This is a genomic window from Flindersiella endophytica (genome assembly GCF_054779015.1).
The window spans coordinates 26405-46276 of the sequence record NZ_BAAGYY010000001.1 but is presented as its reverse complement, the minus strand read 5'-3'; the positions used below and the strand labels follow the sequence as shown (position 1 = coordinate 46276).

At 67.7% G+C, this 19872-nt stretch carries 18 protein-coding genes; 11 read left to right on the top strand and 7 right to left on the bottom strand.

Annotated features, from left to right (window positions below; translation table 11 throughout):
• The first annotated feature begins 741 nt into the window (after positions 1-741).
• From ACYVF6_RS00215 to ACYVF6_RS00205, 3 genes are all read left to right on the top strand, one after another.
• Entirely contained in the window at positions 742-2580 is a 1839-nt protein-coding gene (locus tag ACYVF6_RS00215) for a glycoside hydrolase family 31 protein (RefSeq protein WP_460514408.1), read from the top strand.
• Entirely contained in the window at positions 2565-3836 is a 1272-nt protein-coding gene (locus tag ACYVF6_RS00210; RefSeq protein WP_460514406.1) for an MGDG synthase family glycosyltransferase, read from the top strand. The genes ACYVF6_RS00215 and ACYVF6_RS00210 overlap by 16 nt, the downstream gene beginning before the upstream one ends.
• A 64-nt stretch (positions 3837-3900) precedes the next feature.
• Complete coding sequence (locus ACYVF6_RS00205; RefSeq protein WP_460514404.1) at positions 3901-4515, top strand: GNAT family N-acetyltransferase; 615 nt, start codon at positions 3901-3903, stop codon at positions 4513-4515.
• A gap of 66 nt (positions 4516-4581) precedes the next feature.
• Here ACYVF6_RS00205 and ACYVF6_RS00200 read toward each other — a convergent pair whose 3' ends face one another.
• Positions 4582-4872, bottom strand: a complete 291-nt coding sequence (locus ACYVF6_RS00200; RefSeq protein WP_460514402.1) for a hypothetical protein — start codon at positions 4870-4872, stop codon at positions 4582-4584.
• A 104-nt stretch (positions 4873-4976) separates the two neighbouring features.
• Here ACYVF6_RS00200 and ACYVF6_RS00195 point away from each other — a divergent pair, with 104 nt between their 5' ends.
• Both ACYVF6_RS00195 and ACYVF6_RS00190 read left to right on the top strand, forming a co-directional pair.
• Positions 4977-6065 carry a helix-turn-helix transcriptional regulator gene (locus ACYVF6_RS00195; RefSeq protein ID WP_460514400.1) on the top strand — a complete coding sequence of 363 codons (1089 nt, stop codon included), beginning with the start codon at positions 4977-4979 and terminating at the stop codon, positions 6063-6065.
• A 271-nt stretch (positions 6066-6336) separates the two neighbouring features.
• Positions 6337-6546 (top strand): hypothetical protein, encoded by a 210-nt coding sequence (locus ACYVF6_RS00190; RefSeq protein WP_460514398.1) that lies wholly within the window; start codon positions 6337-6339, stop codon positions 6544-6546.
• A 61-nt stretch (positions 6547-6607) separates the two neighbouring features.
• Here the strand turns inward: ACYVF6_RS00190 and ACYVF6_RS00185 are convergent, their stop codons facing one another.
• On the bottom strand, positions 6608-8128 hold the full coding sequence (locus ACYVF6_RS00185) for an FAD-dependent oxidoreductase (protein WP_460514396.1): 1521 nt from the start codon (positions 8126-8128) through the stop codon (positions 6608-6610).
• 220 nt (positions 8129-8348) lie between these two features.
• On the opposite strand from ACYVF6_RS00185, the gene ACYVF6_RS00180 reads away from it, so the two are divergent.
• Positions 8349-9239 (top strand): glycosyltransferase family 2 protein, encoded by an 891-nt coding sequence (locus tag ACYVF6_RS00180; protein ID WP_460514395.1) that lies wholly within the window; start codon positions 8349-8351, stop codon positions 9237-9239.
• A 127-nt stretch (positions 9240-9366) separates the two neighbouring features.
• Complete coding sequence (locus tag ACYVF6_RS00175; RefSeq protein WP_460514393.1) at positions 9367-10161, top strand: maleylpyruvate isomerase mycothiol-dependent enzyme family protein; 795 nt, start codon at positions 9367-9369, stop codon at positions 10159-10161.
• A gap of 72 nt (positions 10162-10233) precedes the next feature.
• Here ACYVF6_RS00175 and ACYVF6_RS00170 read toward each other — a convergent pair whose 3' ends face one another.
• On the bottom strand, positions 10234-10893 hold the full coding sequence (locus tag ACYVF6_RS00170; RefSeq protein WP_460514391.1) for a TetR/AcrR family transcriptional regulator: 660 nt from the start codon (positions 10891-10893) through the stop codon (positions 10234-10236).
• 63 nt (positions 10894-10956) lie between these two features.
• On the opposite strand from ACYVF6_RS00170, the gene ACYVF6_RS00165 reads away from it, so the two are divergent.
• The 3 genes from ACYVF6_RS00165 to ACYVF6_RS00155 all read left to right on the top strand — a co-directional run bounded on the left by ACYVF6_RS00165 (position 10957) and on the right by ACYVF6_RS00155 (position 12653).
• A complete protein-coding gene (locus tag ACYVF6_RS00165; RefSeq protein ID WP_460514389.1) occupies positions 10957-11379 on the top strand; it encodes a VOC family protein in 423 nt (140 codons plus the stop codon).
• Entirely contained in the window at positions 11376-11873 is a 498-nt protein-coding gene (locus tag ACYVF6_RS00160; protein ID WP_460514387.1) for a quercetin 2,3-dioxygenase, read from the top strand. The genes ACYVF6_RS00165 and ACYVF6_RS00160 overlap by 4 nt, the downstream gene beginning before the upstream one ends.
• A 120-nt stretch (positions 11874-11993) precedes the next feature.
• Entirely contained in the window at positions 11994-12653 is a 660-nt protein-coding gene (locus tag ACYVF6_RS00155) for an alpha/beta hydrolase (RefSeq protein ID WP_460514385.1), read from the top strand.
• A 214-nt stretch (positions 12654-12867) separates the two neighbouring features.
• On the opposite strand, the gene ACYVF6_RS00150 is transcribed toward ACYVF6_RS00155, so the two are convergent.
• A complete protein-coding gene (locus tag ACYVF6_RS00150; protein WP_460514384.1) occupies positions 12868-14550 on the bottom strand; it encodes an acyl-CoA synthetase family protein in 1683 nt (560 codons plus the stop codon).
• 1353 nt (positions 14551-15903) lie between these two features.
• On the opposite strand from ACYVF6_RS00150, the gene ACYVF6_RS00145 reads away from it, so the two are divergent.
• Positions 15904-16065: a hypothetical protein gene (locus ACYVF6_RS00145; protein WP_460514382.1), complete on the top strand. Its 162-nt coding sequence runs from the start codon at positions 15904-15906 to the stop codon at positions 16063-16065.
• Between the two features lie 129 nt (positions 16066-16194).
• Here ACYVF6_RS00145 and ACYVF6_RS00140 read toward each other — a convergent pair whose 3' ends face one another.
• From ACYVF6_RS00140 to ACYVF6_RS00130, 3 genes are all read right to left on the bottom strand, one after another.
• Positions 16195-16920 (bottom strand): TIGR02391 family protein, encoded by a 726-nt coding sequence (locus tag ACYVF6_RS00140; protein WP_460514380.1) that lies wholly within the window; start codon positions 16918-16920, stop codon positions 16195-16197.
• A gap of 807 nt (positions 16921-17727) precedes the next feature.
• Positions 17728-18900 carry a cytochrome P450 gene (locus tag ACYVF6_RS00135; RefSeq protein WP_460514378.1) on the bottom strand — a complete coding sequence of 391 codons (1173 nt, stop codon included), beginning with the start codon at positions 18898-18900 and terminating at the stop codon, positions 17728-17730.
• A 60-nt stretch (positions 18901-18960) separates the two neighbouring features.
• Positions 18961-19809: a TetR/AcrR family transcriptional regulator gene (locus tag ACYVF6_RS00130; protein ID WP_460514376.1), complete on the bottom strand. Its 849-nt coding sequence runs from the start codon at positions 19807-19809 to the stop codon at positions 18961-18963.
• Between the last annotated feature and the right edge of the window lie 63 nt (positions 19810-19872).

Here is a 19872-nt window from a genome sequence, read left to right as displayed (position 1 = left end):
CCGAATATCCGCGAGACTGCCGCCTTTTTCCGCAACTTGTCCGCCGTATCGACCGTCGTACGTCGTACGTCGATCAGAGGCCCCGAAAGGAGCCGTCCCGCCGGATGGAAACCATGCCCGACTCTGTGGCTGTCACCGCTCGTACCGACAAGACGGCGCAACCCGGAATAGCACCACACTCAACTCCGGGTTGGACCCGCCACTTTCGCCGCCGTCCAGGTGAAACGTACGCCGATCGGTTCCGCGGCCTGCTGCGATCGGCTCGGCAGGTGGGTCTGGCGAACGGCGTTCGGGCGTTGTGGTACTCCGCCTATCGTGCTCGTCTCGACGCCGCCGACCGTCAGCGTTCCTTGCCGGCGACGCGAACGCGGCGCACGCCTGGCCTGCTCCAGGACGCCGAGGAGATCCGCGGCGGTGCGCGGTTCAGGTATGCCGACGCGGTGTTGAGCGTGCGGATACTTGCGGACGGCGGCGGAGTGTTCGTCGGATGGGACGATGCCGAGCCCTTGCCTTCTTACGCGCTCGAGCCCGCAGGTGGTGCGCCAGAGTTCGATCGCGAGAGCGTTCTCACCCGCGGCGTCGGCTGCTGGAGCGTGACTGGTGCGGACGTCACGGTGGTCGTGGACTCCGAGGGGGGCCTTGCGTTTCACGATCGGTCAGGGACGACATTTCGTCAGGACGCCCCACCCCGCTGGGAAGGGGAGTCCTGGACTCACACCACCCAGCCTCACCGATGACTTCATGGTGACCGGCCTTGGTGGCCGGAGCGGCCGGCTTGATTTGTCCGGTCGGTCGTATCGTCTGTGGAACACCGACCCTCAGATGAGTACCTATGCACGGGATGAGGACCCGTTGTCGTTGTCGGTCCCGGTCTACACCGTTGTGGCGGGCGGCCGGAGCCATCTGGCCTTCTACGACAACAGTTTCGACGGTGTGATCGAGGTGGGAAGCCAAGTCGTCGCTCGGCTTTCCGGTGGGCCGCTGCGTTACTACGTCTTTCCTGGAACACCTGCTCAGGCAGTCGAGCGTTATACGGCGCTGACCGGACGGCCGGCGCTGCCGCCCCGTTGGGCGCTGGGCTATCACCAGTCGCGCTGGGGCTACCAGAGCCAGGCCGAGGTGCATCGGATCGCAGGCGAGTTCGGCGAGCACGGGCTGCCGCTGTCGGCGATCTGGTTGGACATCGACCACCTGGACGGCAACCGGCCCTTTGCCATCGACGAACAGCGCTTTCCCGATCTGGGTGGACTGGTCACCCAGCTCACCCAACGTGATATCCGAGTGGTGTGCATCGTTGATCCCGGCATCGGGCTCACCGTTCACGACCCCACCTTTGCCGGTGGTGTGGAGTCAGGTGTCTTCTGCCGGACCGGCGACGGTGAGATCGTTCGTGGTGTGGTCTGGCCCGGCATCGTCGCGTTCCCCGACTTCACTTCTGCTACGGCCAGGGACTGGTGGGGCACGCTGTTCGAGACCTACGTCCAGTTGGGCGTCGGCGGGTTCTGGCAGGACATGAACGAGCCGTCGTCGTTCTCCTCGTGGGGTGATGGAACCCTGCCGTTGTCCACCCGTCATGACCTGGACGGCCGGGGCGGTGACCACCGCGAGGCGCACAACGTCTATGGCCTGTTGATGAATCGTGCCGCCTACGAGGGGTTGCGCTCGCGGCGTCCGCAGGCGCGGCCGTTCCTGCTCTCCAGGTCCGGCTTCGCCGGCCTGCAACGCTATGCCGGTACGTGGACCGGCGATATCGGCACCTCCTGGGACGGGCTGCGCATCAGCCTGACGTTCACGCTGGGACTCGGTTGCAGCGGGATTGCCTACTCCGGGCCGGACATCGGCGGCTTCGACCGACATCCCACACCGGAGATGTTCATCCGCTGGTTCCAGCTCGCCGCGTGGCTGCCGTTCTTCCGCGTCCACTGCGCCTCCCTGCTGCCGCCCCGCGAACCCTGGACCTGGGGAACCGGCACCCTCGACCTGGCCAGGACAGCGATGCGGGAACGGTATGAGCTGCTGCCCTACTGGTACACCCTGGCCTGGCAAGCTCACCGCAGCGGCGCCCCGTACGTGCGGCCGATGTTCTGGGCCGACCCCGACGACCACCAGCTTCGCCGTATCGAGGACCAGTTCATGCTCGGCGACGCACTGCTGATCGCGCCCATCCTGCAAGCGGGCATCCGCAGGCGCTCGGTCCGGTTGCCCCGAGGCACCTGGTACGACCGGCGAACCGGAGCGGTGCACCACGGGCCGGCCACGATCACAGTCGAAACCCAGATGGGTTCCATACCGGTGTATGCCCGCGCCGGCTCGGTGATCCCCGTCGAACGCGACGAAACGATCACGCTGCAGGCCTACCCCCAACCAGACCTCGACGACTTCCCGCCCCAGCCCGGCGGCAGCCTGATCTCCGATCCCGGCGGCAGCCTGATCTCCGATCCCGGCGACGGCTACGCCGATCCCGTCGAAGAGCGCTTCGAGGTACGCCTGGACGCCGGCAACAAGCCGTACGTGGCATACACCGGCCCGGCCGGCTCTCTGCCCTATGCCGTCGACTGGCAACCGTGGAGGCAGCTGTGAACGGCCGCGCCGCGTCCGAGAAGTCCTTGGCGGACGAGCAGAGCTCCCGTTCGGCGTCCTCGGATCCCCACCTGGCCTCGGTATCGAAGCAGGGCGACGGGCCCTCGATCCTGATCCTGTACTCCGACACCGGAGCCGGGCACCTGGCCGCGGCACGTGCCCTCGAGACGGCGCTGCTCCAGCTGGACCCATCGGTCCGCGTGGTGCTGGCCGATCCGCTGATCGGGCCGCAGAGCCGTTGGCTGGCACGGCGAATCTGCTCCTCCTACCCGTCACTGGTGAAGGGCACCGCGATCGCCTGGGGCGTGACCTTCCGCACCACCAACTCGCGTCCGGTGTTCCCGTTCCTTCGCACGATCATGCAGAAACAGGGAAGACAGATCGCCGATCGGCTGCTCCAGGCACACGACCCCGATGTCGTCGTATCCGTACACCCGTTGCTCAACCACCTGACCACGCCGGGCAGACAGGAGCCGAAGCGAAAGCGCGGCTACGTCACAGTGCTCACCGACCTGGCCGGAATCCACCGCGCCTGGTCGAACCCGCTCACCGACCTCATCATCGTGGGAACACCGCAAGCCGCCGAAGCCGTACAAGGCGAAGCAGTGCCCCCAGAACACATCCGCCACCTCGGCCTGCCCATCCGCCCCGGCTTCCACCCGCCGGCAGCCGGCGAACAACAGGCATTGCGCAAGCGATACGGACTGGACCCCAACCGGCCAACCGCCCTGGTAATGGGCGGCGGCTACGGCAACGGGCGCATCCGGCAACAAGTGCGGGCGCTGGCCAGCGGATCCCACCCCTGGCAGGTCATCGTCGTCTGCGGACACAACGACAAGCTCCGCCGCGACCTACTGGCCCAACCACTTGGCACCTTCCATACACCCCTGCTGGTGCTCGGCTTCGTCGACGACATCGCCGACCGCATGCGCGCCTCCGACATCGTTGTCACCAAAGCCGGATCAGTCACCATCGCCGAAACACTGGCCACCGGCCTCCCACTCATCCTCACCGGACACCTGAAAGGACAGGAAACCGCCAACCTGCGACTCGTCGAAAACCACGGCATCGGTGCCTACGTACCACGCCCGTCGAACCTCCGCGCCACCGTCGAATCAGTTCTCGGCGACCTCGAACAGCTCGAGACGATGAAACAGCGGGCCATCGCCCTCGCCCAGCCCGACGCCGCACTCGACATCGCCCACGAGTGCCTCATGATGGCCGGGCGCTACAGGCACGCGCCCGGCGACCAGTAGGGCGCTGCCGATCACGGGCGTGCCCGAGGGACGCCGGGGGCGGCGCGGTTGGCAAGATGGGCACATGACTGGTGAAAGTCCAGTCGTGACGCTCTCCGACGGCGTGGTCACGCTGCGGCCTTGGTCGCGAGATGACGCCTGGTTCATGGTGGAAGCAGGCGCCGACCCAGCGATCCGGCGCTACAACGGGAGCCACGACCGGCTGGGAAACCCGGGTCCGCCGCCCTCGATCACGGACGCTGAGGCCGCCATCGAGGAGTTCGCGTCGAACTGGCGTGCGTTCGCTGCGACTGGGACGCCCGCTGGTGTCGCGTTCGCGATCCTGGACACGAGCTCCGGCGAGCTGGTCGGCTGCTGTGGCGTCGACGACTGGACCGGCGAGGACGTAGCGCAGTTCGGCTACTGGATCGCACCAAACGCCAGAGGGCGCGGCTGTGCGACTCGAGCGGTGATCCTCCTTACGCGCTGGCTGTTCGACCTGGGAGCAGCCCGCGTCTTCCTGACGATCGTCGCGGGGAACGAGGGTTCGGTCGCCGTGGCTCGCCGAGCCGGGTTCGTGCACGAGGGAACGATGCGTGCACACAGCGTCTGGCAGGGCGAGCGCCGCGACGTGATGTGGTTCGCCGCACTGCCGCACGAGTGGGCGATGCGCCCGCCACCCGAGCCCATGAACGCCTGACCTGAGCCGCCGGCCACACCTGAGCGAACTCTGCCGCGCCAGGACGTCATCCGGGTGAACGGCTGGTCACGGTTGTTGTTCGATCAGCTCGAGCATGCTGGTCTGTGGTGCCCCGACCAGCGCCGGCGCATTTGCTGGCGTGGACCACACGTTGTTGACGAGGAAGTCCAGGAACTTCGACGCTTCTTCGCCGGTGCCGAAGTCCAGGTCGATGAGGACGTACTGCTCGTTGCCTTGTGGGCGTCGGATGCGATGGGCCAGCACGCCGCTGTGGCGGCGCACGTCGGCGAAGCTGTCGAATGCCTGTTTCCAGGTGGCGTAGTCGGTGATCTCGTGTTCGATGTGCAGGGTGATCATGAGGTTCTCCTTGTCGAGCGAAGGTGCGTTGATCGTCCAAGGATGGGCCGGTGACCAGGGCCGGCGGTATCCCAGATCAATGGGGGTCTGCGTACTCTTTGGTCATGGCCAGGCCGGCTGACCCGCTACGCGTCCGGGCCCAGGTCAGGGAACGCGTCGTGCGGCTGTGCCGTGCCGGAGGATCGAGCCGGCAGTTGCGGGCGGCGATCATCGATCAGCTCCGCCTGGCGGTCGGCTTCGACTCGTACGCATTCGTGCTGACCGACCCACGGACGTGCGTGGGTTGCGCCCCGTTGGCCGATGTCCCACTGCTGGATGAGCTGCCGCGGATCATCCAGCTCAAGTACTCCACGACCGTCAATCGTTGGACGGCCCTGGGCGATCCTCCGGTTGCCCTGCTGTACGAGGCCACTGCTGGGCAACGGGAGCAGAGTCTGCTGTGGCGCGACCTGCTGAGGGCTGCCGGCGTGGTGGACGTCGCCTCCATGGTGTTCCGGGACCGGTTCGGCTGTTGGGGATTCCTCGACCTCTGGCGGGCCAACCCGCCGCAACCATTCACTCCGGCTGACGCCGACTTCCTCGCCTCGCTTGCCCCCGCGGTGACCGAAGCCCTGCGCCGTTGTCAGGGTGCCGCGTTCACCGCTCTTCCTGTTGGTGCCGGCGGCGACGACTACCGTGACGCGCTGGTGCTGTTGCTTTCCCCGGACTTGACGATTCGAGCGCAGACTCGCCGTACGGCTGACTATTTGCGTCAACTCCTGCCGACGCCTGCCGAACGGTCCCCGATCCCAGCCGCGGCCTACAACGTCGCGGCGCAACTGGTCGCGAACGAGACCGGCGTTGATAACCATGCGCCCGCGGCAAGCGTCCACCTCGGCCATGGAGCATGGGTGACCCTGCGCGCGGCCCGCATCGGAGGCGGCCGGCCAGACCACGCCGGTGACCCCGGTGACATCGCTGTCACCATCGAACAGGCATCGCCGGCAGAACGCCTGGATATCTTCGGCCGCGCCTTCGCTCTCAGCGCACGTGAACGCGAGCTCCTCGCCGTACTCGCCGACGGAGCCGACACCCGTCACGCGGCCGCCCGGATGTACCTGTCCGAACACACGATCCAGGACCACCTCAAGTCCATCTACGACAAGACCGGCAGCCGAAGCAGACGCGAACTCCTCGCCCGGGCCCTGAGATGACTGCCTACGTGCGAATCGGTCCCGTGCGGCGTCCGGCGAGCGTGTTTCGTCCCGGATGGACCGTGCACAGCCTGCGGCGGCTGCAGCTTCGACGACCCTGGCCCAGGTGACGTCCAGGGACGGCACGACGATCGGCTACCGCCGGATCGGGAGTGGACCGGGCCTTGTCCTGGTGCACGGCGCGATGGAGTCGTCGTAGAGCCATGTCGAGCTCGCCCACGAGCTGGCCGGCGACTTCACCTGCTACCTGCCCGACCGCCGGGGCTGCGGGATGAGCGGCCCGCACGGTGCGGACTACGACATCGGCAACGCGGTGGACGACGTGGCCGCCGTGCTGGCCGAGACCACCACGCTGGAGGCAGTCCTGCCCAACGCCGAACGGGTCGAGCTGCCAGGCCTCGGCCACAACGCGACCGGCAACGCCCGCACCGGCGGCAAGCCCGCCCTCGTCGCGGTCCAACTGCGGCAGTTCCTCACCTGACTCGACACCGGCTGATCCGGGGACTGTGTGGGTTCGGCCTGGCGTTTCCTGTCACCAGGTCTCAGGCCTCGCCGGCCTGGAGGGGCGCCGTTGCGGGGCTTTGGAGCACGCTGCCGTCGACGGCGAAGCGGGAGCCGTGGCAGGGGCAGTCCCAGGTTTGTTCGGCGTCGTTGAACGCGACGATACAGCCCAGGTGGGTGCAGCGGGCTGACAGCGCGGTCGCCTCGCCGGTGGGCTTGCGATGGACGGCGAACTGCTGGCCGCCGACCCGGACGATGGCGCCGGTGCCGGGAGGAATGTCGCTCGGGGTGTCGACGTGGGTGGAGCGCAACCGGTCACCGATGAAGTGCCTGGCGACCTCGGCCTGGGCCGACAGCAGAGCCGGCGCCTCCCGCAGGGGATGCAGCCGGCGCGGGTCGTAGAGGCTCGCCCATTCCGGCGTACGGCCGGCGATCAGCTCCGCCAGCAGCAGGCCCGCCAGAACACCGTTGCTCATGCCCCACCCGCCGAAGCCGGTCGCCACCCAGGCGTGCCGGGCGCCCGGATGGAACGGCCCGATGTGCGGCACGCCGTCGGTCGTGGAGTTGTCCTGGGCCGCCCAGCGGTAGGCGATCTCGCCGACGCCGAACCGTTCTCTGGTCCACTCGGCGAGCCGGTCGAACCGTTCGGACACCCCCGCGGTTCCCGGCGTGAACTTCTCACCGGTCACGATCAGCAGCCGATCGCTGTCACCGTTGCCGAACGGCGCGGTACGCACGGAGCGGGTCGACTCCTCGGGCGTGATGTACATGCCGCCCGGATCCGCCTCGGCCGGGATGGGAGCCGCGACGACCAACTCGCGTTGAGGCTTGAGCCGGGCGAACAGCAACGCGCGGTCGAACACGGGGTACTGCGTGGCGACCACGACGTCGCCGGCGGTGATGGTGTCGCCGTGCTCGGTGTGGACGCGGCACGGCTCACCCTCGTCGAGCTGCACGACGCGCGTGCGTTCGTACACCCGAACGCCCTGTGCCACCAGGTGTTCCACCAGACCCAGCAGGTAACGCCGTGGATGGAACTGTGCCTGGTTCTCGACCTGGACCGCACCCGCGACGTCGTACGGCAGGCCGGTCCTCGTCAGGTACGAGGCGGGCAACCCCGCTTCGCTCGCCGCCTCCGCCTCGGCCCGGAGATCGTCGACCTGCTCGGGCGACTCGGCGTAGGTGACGGCCGGCAGGCGTTCGAGGTCGCAGGCGATGCCGAGCTCCTGTGCGGTTCGCGCCACGTGGTCGACGGCGTGCTGCTGTGACCGCGCGTAGTGCCGCGCCGCCTCGGCTCCGAACGACTTACGGAGTTTCGCGTAGATCAGGCCGTGCAGCGCGGTGAGCTTGGCGGTGGTGTAGCCGGTGACTCCGGCGGCCACCCTGTCGGCCTCGACGACCACGACCGAACGTCCCGCGCGGGACAGCTCCCAGGCCGTCGCGAGCCCGGCGATGCCGGCGCCGATCACGACCACGTCAGCCTCCGGCGACGCGGCGGACGCAGCCAGGGAGGGGAACGAGGTCGTCGGCGTGGAGTCCATCCAGTACGAGTCGGCGATCATGCGGGCGCGATACCCCCAAGTACACCGGTTATGGCTAACCGTCGAGGTCAGCGCACTGACTATGGCAGGGGATCCGGGGTACTACCGGTACGCATGCCGGTCACGCACGAAATCGACGGAAGATCGACAGAATCCGGGTAAATGGGAGGCGAGACCCATGCCGTACCGACGCGACCCGCCCGACCGGTCGCCCCACGAACAAGAGCCGGGGTGAGATCCCTTGCGGCACAACGGAAACGTCGCGGTCGACGTACTCGTTCCGACCAGGGACCGGCCGACCGCACTGGCCGTCACGCTTGCCTGCCTGCTCGGCCAGACGCATCGACCGATCCGGGTCGTCGTCGCCGACCAGGGTGACACGTCCTGCCTCGACAGCGCCGAGGTCCGGGCCGTCGTTCGTACGCTCCAGGTGCGTGGCGTGCCCGTCGAGGTGTTCCGCAACCTGCCGCGTCGCGGCATGGCGCACCAACGCCAAGCCCTGCTGGACCGGACGATCGCGCCGTACGCGCTGTACCTCGACGACGACATCCTCACCGAGCCCGACCTGGTGGCCCGGCTGGTGGCGGCGCTCGCAGGGCAGGGATGCGGGTTCGTCGGCAGCTTCGTCAACTCGCCGAGCGGTGTGACGTCGGCCGAGCCGATCGACCAGCTTCCAGACGACATTCTCTTCGAACCCTGGGACGGCTATGTCCGCCCGGAGGTGGTTCTGCCGGACAGCCTGAGCTGGCAGCGTTACCGCCTGCACTTCGCGGCGTACCTGCACCGGCTGTGCGACCGGCTCGGGATCACCAGGCAGAACGCCGTTCTCTACCGCGTCGCCTGGCTGGGCGGCTGCTTCCTCGTCGATGTCGGAAAGCTCAACGTGGTCGGCGGATTCGACTTCTGGCGCGACCTGCCGGTCGAGCACGCCGGCGAGGACGTGGTGGCGCAACTTCGGGTGATGGCCCGCTTCGGTGGTGCCGGGCTGGCGCCGTCAGGTGCATGGCACCAGGAGATCCCCAGCACCCGCCGCGGCAACGAGCCCGACGCTCCGCTGGTACTCGACACGCGCTCGCTCATCCTCGACACGATCGCCGGCGCCGAGCCCGAGCTGTCGTACCGCAGGCGCTGATTCTTGCTCTGGATTACGGCGGTCGCATCTCGCCACCGCGACTCGCCGAGATCACCGATGAGTTCGACCGGCATTTCGGGTCTGTCCATCAACCACAGCACAACGAACCTACGGACAGGACAATCCGATGACCGAGTTGAACGCGGAACAGGCCCGGCGAGCGATCGTCGAACACACCCGGCGGCTGGCGGAAGCCGCCGCCGCGGCCGGACCTGACGCCGCTGTGCCGACAGCCCCGAAGTGGACCATCGCCGACCTGGTGGAGCACCTGGGCCAGACCCAGCACTGGGTCGCGGAGATCATCGAGCGGCGCATCACCGACCCCACCCAGCTGCCCATGGAGATGGCCGTGCTCCCCGCCGACCCCGGCGAGTGGCAGGCATGGCTGGCGGAATCCGCGCAGCGGGTGGCGAGCGCCTGCTCCGACGACGCGCTCGACGCGCCGGTGTTCAACGCCGCGGGGGACGGACGGTCCGGGACGCGATTCTGGATGAGCAGCATGGTCAACGAGGCGGTCGTCCACGGCGTCGACGCAACCAACACGGCGGGCTGGCCGGCTGACATCGACGCCGACATCGCAGCCGCGCTCATCAGCAACCACCTCGCGATGCTCACCTCCCCGACGTGGGAGATGCAGCGGCCGGAGTCCGCCCACGCCATCCGGGGCACCGGGCAGACCCTGCAGTTGACAGCCACCGACCACGCGAGCGCCTGGTTCATCGAGCGGCGGCCCTCCGGGGCGACGTGGCGACTCGCAACCCAGCCGGCCGACGTGACGGTGACCGGGCCTGCCCAATCGCTGCTGCTCGCCTTGACCCGGCGACTCCCCCTCACCGACCGCGAAGCCACCGGCATCACTCTCGACGGCGACACCGAGCTCGCTCGGCACTGGCTCGACAACACCGCGCACGTCAGCGACTGATCCCGGGTCCAGGGCTGTTCCACAAGCCGATGCCGCGCATCCGTTCGTATCGCTCGTCCTGAGGCTCAGGTCTCAGCGGAGGACGGTGGTGGCGAGGGTGTGGTGGGTCCAGCGTTCCCAACGGGTCGGTGACCAGCCGCGCTCGACGGTGAGGAGTTGGTAGACCTCGAGGCTGACGACGGTGAACAAGATGTCGGCCGCTTCCTTGACCGACAGGTCCGATCGTAAGGCCTGCTTGGCGTCGAGGAGCTCGGCGAGTGTGCGGTGGGCGAGGAACCGCTGTTCCTGGTTGACCTGCCACTGAGTGGCCAGTTCGCTGTCGGTTCCGGCGGCGTCCCGGATGATCTTCATCAGCGGGGAAACCCGGGCGAAGATGTGCCGGCTGTTGCGGAGCCAGATCGCCAACGCCCGGTCTCCGTCGGGCTCGTCGCGGAACCGGCGCATCCAGGGCCGTTCGAGCACGGGGACCGGCTCGTCGTCGCCGACCGACTGGAAGTCGACGACCTCCTTCAGCACGGTGGCCTTGTTGCCGAAGTGAAAGTAGACCGTCTGAACGGCAACCCCGGCTTCGGCGGCGATCTGGTTGAGCGTGGTCGCGGCGTAGCCGTGTCGCAGGAACAGGTCGAACGCGGCGTCGGTGATCGCGCGCCGCGTGGCGCGGGCCTGGTCCCGGCGACTGCCGCGTGCCGGCTTCTGCTTCGCGCCACTCCTGCCCTTGACATCGCGTCCCATTCGCTAGAGCATACTCTAGAGATTGGCTAGAGTTAGCTCTAGCGAATGGTTCTGGAGGTGACCATGAACACGGCGCTGAACGGCTTCCATCACGTCAAGCTCCCTGTTTCCGACGTCGAGCGCAGCCGAGCCTGGTACACGCAAGTCCTGGGCCTGCGCACCGACATCGAGTTCGTCGAAGACGGAGAGCTCATGGGTGTGGCCATGCTCGACCCTGACAACACGCTCTCCCTGGCAGTTCGCCGCGATCCGGAACGCGCCGCCGCGCTCGCCGGCTTCGACCCGGTGGCCCTGTGCGTTCCCACCGAGGAAGCGCTGAAGGCCTGGCTGCAACGCTTCGACGACCTGGGCGAGTCCCACGGCGGCATCGTCACCGGCCACGTCGGCCGCGTCATCGTGGGGCTGCACGATCCCGACGGCATCGAAATCCGGCTGTACCAGCCCGCCGATCAACCCACCGATCCAGCACGCGGGAGCTCGTCATGACGTTCGATCCAGCGGGTTACCTCCTCACCCCGGCCGACGGAACCCCCATCTGGTTCCTCGACACCCGGATGACCGTCAAAGCAGGCGGCGACCAGACCGGCGGGGCCTACACCCTCATCGAATGGTCTGCGCCCGAAGGCTTCGGCCCGCCACTCCACGTCCACAACAAGGAAGACGAGGCGTTCTACCTCCTCGACGGCCAGATCGCCATCAACTGCGGCGACCGCCGCTGGACCGCGGGCCCCGGCGACTTCGTGTTCCTCCCCCACGGCATCCCGCACTCCTTCCTCGTCACCGAAGGCGTCGTGCGCGGGCTCCAACTCACCACCCCGAGCGGCTTCGAACACTTCGCCGCCGAACTCGGCCGACCCGCCGAACACAGCGGCCTCCCCACCCCATCCGAACCAGACGTACCACACCTCATCGACGTCTCCCGCCGATACGACTACCAAATCGTCGGCCCACCACCCGGCACCGACCAGCCAACGGCGTGATCGCGGCCCGACCGCGAACGCTCCGGCGGATAGGTTGGCCTGGGCCAGCATCCGCAGGACCGGCTGGCTGCACGCTCGACAAACGTGGCCCGCCCCCCACTACCAACCGCTGGAGAACGTATGGACGGAAAGCTCTTCACCGAGACGTTCGAGTACGACGGCGGTCGGCAGGTCACGGTCTACGTGCCGCCGGACCCGCCGGAGGCAGTCGTTTTCGCTGGCGACGGTCAGCTGATCTCGCAGTGGGGCGAGGACCTCGAGGCGGCCGGCGTACCTCCCACGATGATCGTCGCTGCCTATCGGACCTCCGATGACGATGAGATGGTGCGCATCCGTGAATACTCACCGTCGTTCGACGAGGAGCGGTTCGCGGCCCACGAGGCCTTCTTCGTCGAGGACGTCCGCGGCTGGGTGCGGTCGCGCTTCGGCGTCGCGCTGCCGCCCGAACGCACCGCGGTGTGCGGTGTGTCGGCGAGTGCTGAGCTCGCGCTCGCCATGGGGCTTCGGCATCCCGACATCTACGGCGCGGTGTTCTCCGCCTCGCCGGGCGGCGGTTTCCGCCCGCCTGCCGTGCTGCCGAGCCCGTTTCCGCGCACCTACCTCGTCGCCGGCACGCAGGAGCCGTTCTTCCTCGAGAACGCCACCCGGTGGGCGGACGCGCTGCGCGCTGCGGGAGCGGACGTGGTGATGACCGAGCGGGCTGGGGACCACGGCGACCCGTTCTGGCGAGCGGAGTTCCCGCTGATGGTGGCCTGGGCGTTCGGACGCTCGCCGAGCTAGACCATCACGGTACTCAAATCGGCGCTCTACGCGATCTTTACGCTTGGCGACCCTCACCTAGCCAACGAGGCAAACGGTCAGCGACCGCTTCGACGTCTGCATCGACACCGTACGCGACCGCCTACGACGGCGAGGTGTCGCAACCGACAGACCGCATTGCAGATCACGCGGCTGCCGTGCTGCGGCGAGGAGGTTTCGTCTCACGCGGGAGCGGCTACTCGAGGAACTCGCCGGGCCGTTCCGTGGGCCCTGCCTCAGCGGCCAGGCGCTCGATCTCGCGCAGTTCGACTCGGCGGATCTTCCCGGAGATGGTTTTCGGCAGCTCGGCGAATTCCAGTCTCCGGATCCGTTTGAACGGCGCGACCCGCTCCCGGCAGTACGCCAGGATCGCGGCGGCGGTCTGCTCGGTCGGCTGGTATCCGGCCGCAAGCGTCACGTACGCCTTCGGCACGGCGAGCCGGATCGGGTCCGGGGCCGGCACCACGGCTGCCTCCGCGACCGCTTCGTGCTCCAGCAGCACGCTTTCCAACTCGAACGGAGAGATCCGGTAGTCGGAGGACTTGAAGACGTCGTCCATCCTGCCGACGTAGGTGAGGTAGCCGTCATCGTCGACCGAGGCAACGTCCCCGGTGTGATAGAAGCCATCGGCGAATGCCGCCGCGGTCTGCTCGTGGTCGTCGGCGTACCCGGACATCAGCCCGGTCGGGCGATCGGACAGGTCCAGGCAGATCTCGCCCTCGTTCGCAGGTTCACCCGTGGCCGGGTCGAGCAGCGCGACCGTGAAACCCGGCGCCGGCCTGCCCATCGAGCCGGGTTTCACCGGTCGACCCGGCGGGTTGGCCACCTGCACGCTCGTCTCGGTCTGACCGAACCCATCCCGGATCGTCACGCCCCAGGCGTTCCGCACCTGGTCGATGACTTCGGGGTTCAGCGGTTCCCCCGCGCCCACGGCCTGCTCCGGCGGCCTGGCGAGCAGCCTCAGATCGGACTGGATCAGCATCCGCCACACCGTCGGTGGTGCGCAGAAACTGGTCACACCACAGCGGTCCATCTCGCGCATCAGAGCCACCGCGTCGAACCGCGTGGAGTTGTACATGAAGACCGTGGCCTCGGCGTTCCACGGCGCGAACACGTTGCTCCAGGCGTGTTTCGCCCAACCCGGGGACGAGACATTCAAATGGACGTCTCCCGGCCGCAGCCCGATCCAGTACATCGTGGACAGATGCCCCACGGGATAGGAGGTCTGGGTGTGCTCCACCAGCTTCGGCCGCGCCGTGGTCCCCGACGTGAAGTACAGCAGCAAGGGCTCATCGGGGCCGGTGTCGCGGTCCGGTACGAACGCCGGGGCGACCGTGCGGCAGTTCTCGTAGTCCAGCCAGCCCTCCACCGGCTCACCCACCGCGATCCGGGTGTAGTCACCTGACAGGCCTGCGAAGCGATCGGTGTCCACCGACCGGGCGATCACATGCCGGGCGTTGCCGCGGTCCAGCCGGTCCCGCAGGTCGTCCGGGCGCAGCAGCGTCGAGGCCGGGATGATCACCGCGCCCAGCTTGCCGGCCGCCAGAATGGTCTCCCACAGCTCGACCTGATTGCCCAGCATCAGGATCAGCCGGTCGCCGCGCTCGACCCCGGACGATCGCAGCCAGTTCGCCAGCCGGTCCGAACGCTCGGACATCTCCGGGTACGTCCACCGCTGCTCCGAACCATCCTCCTCCACGATCCACAGCGCCGCGCGGTCGGCGTTCTGTGGTCTTCGAGCCGTGGTGTCGAACCAGTCCAGCGCCCAGTTGAACGTGTCAAACTCAGGCCAGCGGAAGTCCCTCACGGCACCGTCCGGATCCTCCCGATGCGTGAGCAGGAAGTCGCGGGCGGCCAGGAACCTGTCGTACGGGCTCATACCTCCAGCCTGACACGCCAAACCGCGATCCGGGCGGCCGAACCGCGATCCGGGCGCGAAACAGACCCACCAGGACAACGGCCGGGCCGACGGCGAACGAAGCCCGGGTACCTCAGCGAACGGGACGCGGCCGTTAGCTTCGACGTACGCGTTTGCGCCGTCGAGAAACGCCGTAGCAGTAAGGGCAAGGTCACGTCCCACCGCGTCCTATGGAACGTCGACGGCAAGCGTTTCCGTGACACGTTCAAGCTCGATGCTCAGGCTGACAGCTTCCGCTCATCGCTGCCAGGAACGGCGAGGCGTTCAGCCTGCTCACCGGCCGACCGGTCTCCTGGTCCCGTGCCGGGAACGACTTGAGCTGGTACGCGTTCGTCGACATGAAGTGGAAGGACGCTTCCGGCGGATACCGCCGCGACATCGCCCGCGCCCTGGTGGCCGCCACACCGGCCATGATCTCTGGTACGCGCGGCGCGCCCGAACCAGCGAAGATCCGTAGAGCCCTCACAGGCTGGGGATTCAACACCAAGTGCCGGGCCGAGTGCCCGGACAACACGGCCGACGTGCTGCGCCGGCTGGAGAGAAACACCAAGCCGATGTCATCGCTCGGCGACGCTGCTGCCGCACGTGCGTTGCTGGACGCCGCCACAACCAAGCTCGACGGCACGCGCAACGCAGCAAGCACAGTTTCCCGAAACCGAGCGGTCCTCTACAACGCGTTCGAGTACGCCGTTGAATCCAAGGTCCTGGCCAAGAACCCGCTCAAGGACCTGAAGTGGAAGGCACCGCGAGCAGCGCGCGAAGTTGACCGCCGATGCGTGGTCAACCCCGAACAAGCCCAGGCCCTGCTTGACGCTGTGCGGGAGCAGCGGCCAAGCGGCCCGAGGCTGGTGGCGTTCTTCGGTGTCATGTACTACTCCGGCTTGCGCCCGGAGGAGGCTGTTCGGCTCCGCGAAGACAACGTTGCGCTTCCCCCGCTCGTGTGGGACGAGGAGGCTCAGAAGTGCGCGGAGCCCGACTATGACGACGACTGGGGAGAGCTGCACTTTGGTTCGGCCGGCCCCGACGTCGGCGGTGCCTGGACCGACAGCGGGAACCAACGGGAAGACCGCGGTCTGAAGCACCGCGCCGAGGGCGCAACGCGAACCGTCCCTGTACCGCCCGAGCTGACCCGGCTGCTCCGGACCCACCTCGCCGACATCGGAACTGGCGCCGACAGACGCCTGTTCTGGGGCATACGCGGCGACGACCTGCCCACCTGCACCTGCCCACCGTGCTTGGGACAAGGCCGCCGAGCAGCGCTCACCGACGACGAGTGCAACTCGCCAAACGACCGTACGACTCCGGCACGCCTGCGTGTCAACCTGGCTCAACGGCGGCGTCGACCCAACCCAGGTCGCCGAATGGGCCGGCCACAGCGTCGCCGTCCTGTTCAAGATCTACGCCAAGCGCCTGGTCGGCCAATACGAAGCCGCCAAACGCCGCATCGCAGCCGCTCCAGGTGCCGACCGTCCGTAGCCACCGGCCCATAACAAGATCAGCCGCCCACCTGCGTTCCTGCGAGTGGGCGGCTGATCTGTATCCGCTCCGCCCAGGGCAGGGTCGACGGGCACCCGCGCAGCAACGCTGTTCTCCTGACCCACGCCCCTAGGTCTTCTCGGCGGTCACCAACTTGCACTGTTCGATCCAGTGGCACAGCAGGCTCATGGCCGCAAGCCGCTCAAGCGCTTCCGACTCTGACAACTCGTCGAGCCCGTGAGTCGCCGGATTTCGGATGCACTGGAAGATGCCAGCACCGTAGCCAAGAAGCCCACTCTGCATGCTCTTGGCATTCTCCTCGGCCGGGTCACCTGGCCAGCGGAGGCGAGGCTTTCCAGGCTCCGGATCCTTGGCCGAGAACAGCTCAGTCGTGAGTTTGTAGTCGGACAGCTCGCGACGCCCGGACCGGTCTTGTAGATGTGCGTTGATGCTGGTTGCGGCGACCTGTACTGCTTCCCTGTAGTGGCGGGTTTCCCACAGGCTGCGCGCGACCTCCCAAACCCATGGGTGGAGGGTTCCAGCGGAAAGCTGGGGGCCAGCATCGCCAACGTTCTCCTCAATCTCGGCCCGTTGGTCGAGTATGGCCAGAGCGCGGATACAACTGTCGATAGCATCGCTCGCCCCACCCATATTGACCAGCACGAACTCTTCCAGGCCCGGACGGATCCTCTCCATCACAGCCTTGGCTGCGATCTCCAGCGAGAGCGCCTTCTCGTACTCCGGTCGAGGAAAGCTGTAGCCATCCGCTCTATGCGATCGTTCCAACTCAGCGTCATACCTGCGCACGGCGCCCAGATAGGACGTGATTTTCTCGCGCGCCCAATCGATGTTCACGAGGCATGACAGTAGCCGTTAGGTCTCCCAAGTCGCCGCGCTTCGGGAATGACGGGAAGGACGTGGGAACGTATTGGGAACAGCCAGCCGGACGGGCCGGCAACGGCCGTACATAGCCGGACGGTCGGCAGGCAACAAAAACAGCCGCTCACCTGGGGTTTCGGGCAGTGAGCGGCTTGCTGCCAACGGCACGGATTTGTGGAGGCTACGGGAAGAAGTCAAAACCCTGTCCCAAGCCGTAAAGACGCTGGTCAGGAGGCTATCCGAGCTCCGCTCCAGTATCGAAAACTCCGCCGACGAGCGGCAAGCTGTCACTGACTGTGAATCTTCACCTGCACCCGGTGGACGGCAGTCGCAGCCTCGGTTGGCGCCGGATGAGGTGGCCAAGCTTGTGGCGGGCTACCAGTCCGGCCGCACCATCTAGGAACTCGCCGACCAGTTCAAGATCGCCCGCCAAACCGTCCGCGAACACCTCCACCACCACGGCGTGTCCATGCGCCGCCAAGGCCTCACCGACGATCAAGTGCTCGAGGCAATCCGGCTCCGCACGTAGGGCTTGACGCTCAAGACGATCAGCGATCTGCTCGAGGTCTGCATCGACACCGTGCGTGGTCGCCTGCGCAGCCGGGGTGTGGCAACCGGCAGGCCGCTCTGTTGATCACGCGGCCGCCATGAGGCGGCCACGCCCGCGAGCAGGCAGCCGCGCGCGGCGCGACATCCAGACCCGCATGCCCCTCCCATGCCTTGGGTCGGCGGGGCGTTCTGACCGCTCGCGCTGATGTTGGCGGTTGGGCTGGTCCTGTGCGGTTACCAGGTGAGGTTGAGGATCTTAAGTCCGTAGATGGCTTTGAAGGCGGCGAACTCGGTTTGTTCGAACGGGTCGGCCAGGGCGAGGTCGGGGAAGCGTCGGAGTAGGGCGGGGAAGGCGATGCGCATCTCCGCGCGGGCGAGTGGTGCTCCGAGGCAGTGGTGCACGCCGTGGCCGAAGGCGAGGTGTCCGGCGGCTCCGCGGGTGATGTCGAGGCTGTCGGGATCGTCGATGAAGGTGTGGTCGCGGTTGGCGGCGGGAAGTGAGGCGGTTACGAGTGAGCCGGCGGGGACGGTGTGTCCTGCGATCTCGACGTCGGTGGTGGTGATGCGTGGCGGCATCGTGTGCAGGATGGACAGCCAGCGCAGCAGTTCCTCGATAGCCGACTCGATCCGTGCGGGATCGTCGCGGATCATGGCGAGTTGGTCGGGGTGGCGCAGCAGGGCGAGGGTGCCCAGGCCGAGCATGTTGGCGGTGGTCTCATGTCCGGCGATCAGTAGTAGGCCGGAGATGCCGACGAGCTCGTCGGTGCTGAGATCGTCGGCGTGCTCGCGGACCAGCATGCCCAGCATGTCCTCGCCCGGTTCGGCCTGCGCATGGGCGACCAGGCCGGCCATGTACGTGCGGTTCTCCCGTGAGGCCGCGAGCCGCTGCTCCATCGGCAACGACACGTTCAGCAGGCGGGCAGAGCGCTCCTGGAACTCGGCGCGGTCGGAGTACGGGACGCCCAGCAGTTCGCAGATCACCAGGGACGGCACTGGCAGCGCGAAGTGTGCGATCAGGTCGGCCGGCTTGCCGGCCCGCTCCAGGTCGCCCAGGGCCGCCTCGACGATCTCGGTGATGCGTGGTTCGAGCCGCTGCATCCTGCGCATGGTGAACTCCGCGGTGAGCATCCGGCGCAGCCGGGTGTGCTCGGGCGGGTCGAACCCGATCAGGTTGCCGGCCCGCATCCGGGCCTGCTCGTCCCGGCTGATGCCGTTTTCGGCGGGCAGGCCGAACGGGGTGGGCCGGGCGCTGCTGAAGCGGGCCGGGTCTGACAGCATCTGGCGGACGTCCTCGTAGCGGCAGAGCACGTAGGCCGGCGCGCCGAACGGGGTCATCGCCTGGATGACGCCTTCGTTGTCTCGTGCCTGGCTGAGCTGCTTGGCAGGAGCGAACCCGTCGCGTTGCATCTGGATTGGCAGTGCTGGCGTTTGTGTAATGATCTGCTCCTTACGTGAGGTCGTTGCCGGTCACGTTGTTCGAGGGCTTTGTCGCAGCTGCCTACCCGTTGCGGGCGCCACGGTTATGGCGGCGCCGCGCAGGAACGTTTCGGCGAAGATCGCGCAGGTGTCCTCCACTGTCGGCAGGTCGAACCCGGGGACTTGTTCGATGGCCGGGCGCAGCACGAAGTGCATCACCGCCGGGGCGATGAGCTGCTGGATCAGCAGGGGCAGCGGCTGGGTGCGGATGCGCCCGCCGGCCATTTCGTCGGCCAGCCATTGACCAAGGCCGGCGAGTTTGCGGGGGGTGAAGTGCTGCATCAGGCGTTGCAGGTCGGGCCCGTTTGGCCGGGCCAGCGCTTCGGCGAGCATGGCCGGTAGCACCCGCGGCTCGCGGGTGAGGGCTTGGGCCAGCAGCCGGTAGATCCTGTTCACGATCTCGCCCAGGTCGGCGTTCGGGTCGGTGATCACCACCTCCACGTTCAGCAGCGGCAGGTGGCGTTCGAAGATGGCGCGCAGCAGCTCGTCCCGGCCGCCGAAGGTGACATAGAGGCTGGGCACCGAGCAGCCGGCGGCGACGGCGACCGCGTCCAGGGTGAGCGCGGCCAGGCCGTGCTCACCGATCAGGCGCGCGCCTGCCTCGATCGCGCGTTCGCGCACCGGGCGCCGCCCGCCGGGATCCACGCCGGCCGCGCGTACGGCCGCGTCCAGGGCCTGCCGGGAGCCGCCGATACGGCGCAACAGGGTGCTGCGGGAGACGCCCGCCTCCCGGGCGATCGCCAGCACGGGCACGTCGGCCACGTCCTTGTCGAGCCGTTCGGCGGCACGCAGAGCGGCATCCACCACCTCGACGGGAATGCGGCCGGTGGCGTCCCGCATTCGTGCCCCCTCACATCTCGACTTGACACTCTGATAATCGTAACATCAAATGAAGTCTCACAT

What these genes read in the sequence shown, in the direction of transcription:
- ACYVF6_RS00215 (WP_460514408.1), top strand. Translation starts at nt 742, where the DNA reads ATGGTGACCGGCCTTGGTGGCCGGAGCGGCCGGCTTGATTTGTCCGGT.
- ACYVF6_RS00205 (WP_460514404.1), top strand. Translation starts at nt 3,901, where the DNA reads ATGACTGGTGAAAGTCCAGTCGTGACGCTCTCCGACGGCGTGGTCACG.
- ACYVF6_RS00200 (WP_460514402.1), bottom strand. Translation starts at nt 4,872, where the DNA reads ATGATCACCCTGCACATCGAACACGAGATCACCGACTACGCCACCTGG.
- ACYVF6_RS00195 (WP_460514400.1), top strand. Translation starts at nt 4,977, where the DNA reads ATGGCCAGGCCGGCTGACCCGCTACGCGTCCGGGCCCAGGTCAGGGAA.
- ACYVF6_RS00190 (WP_460514398.1), top strand. Translation starts at nt 6,337, where the DNA reads ATGAGCGGCCCGCACGGTGCGGACTACGACATCGGCAACGCGGTGGAC.
- ACYVF6_RS00185 (WP_460514396.1), bottom strand. Translation starts at nt 8,128, where the DNA reads ATGATCGCCGACTCGTACTGGATGGACTCCACGCCGACGACCTCGTTC.
- ACYVF6_RS00175 (WP_460514393.1), top strand. Translation starts at nt 9,367, where the DNA reads ATGACCGAGTTGAACGCGGAACAGGCCCGGCGAGCGATCGTCGAACAC.
- ACYVF6_RS00170 (WP_460514391.1), bottom strand. Translation starts at nt 10,893, where the DNA reads ATGGGACGCGATGTCAAGGGCAGGAGTGGCGCGAAGCAGAAGCCGGCA.
- ACYVF6_RS00165 (WP_460514389.1), top strand. Translation starts at nt 10,957, where the DNA reads ATGAACACGGCGCTGAACGGCTTCCATCACGTCAAGCTCCCTGTTTCC.
- ACYVF6_RS00160 (WP_460514387.1), top strand. Translation starts at nt 11,376, where the DNA reads ATGACGTTCGATCCAGCGGGTTACCTCCTCACCCCGGCCGACGGAACC.
- ACYVF6_RS00155 (WP_460514385.1), top strand. Translation starts at nt 11,994, where the DNA reads ATGGACGGAAAGCTCTTCACCGAGACGTTCGAGTACGACGGCGGTCGG.
- ACYVF6_RS00150 (WP_460514384.1), bottom strand. Translation starts at nt 14,550, where the DNA reads ATGAGCCCGTACGACAGGTTCCTGGCCGCCCGCGACTTCCTGCTCACG.
- ACYVF6_RS00135 (WP_460514378.1), bottom strand. Translation starts at nt 18,900, where the DNA reads ATGCAACGCGACGGGTTCGCTCCTGCCAAGCAGCTCAGCCAGGCACGA.
- ACYVF6_RS00130 (WP_460514376.1), bottom strand. Translation starts at nt 19,809, where the DNA reads ATGCGGGACGCCACCGGCCGCATTCCCGTCGAGGTGGTGGATGCCGCT.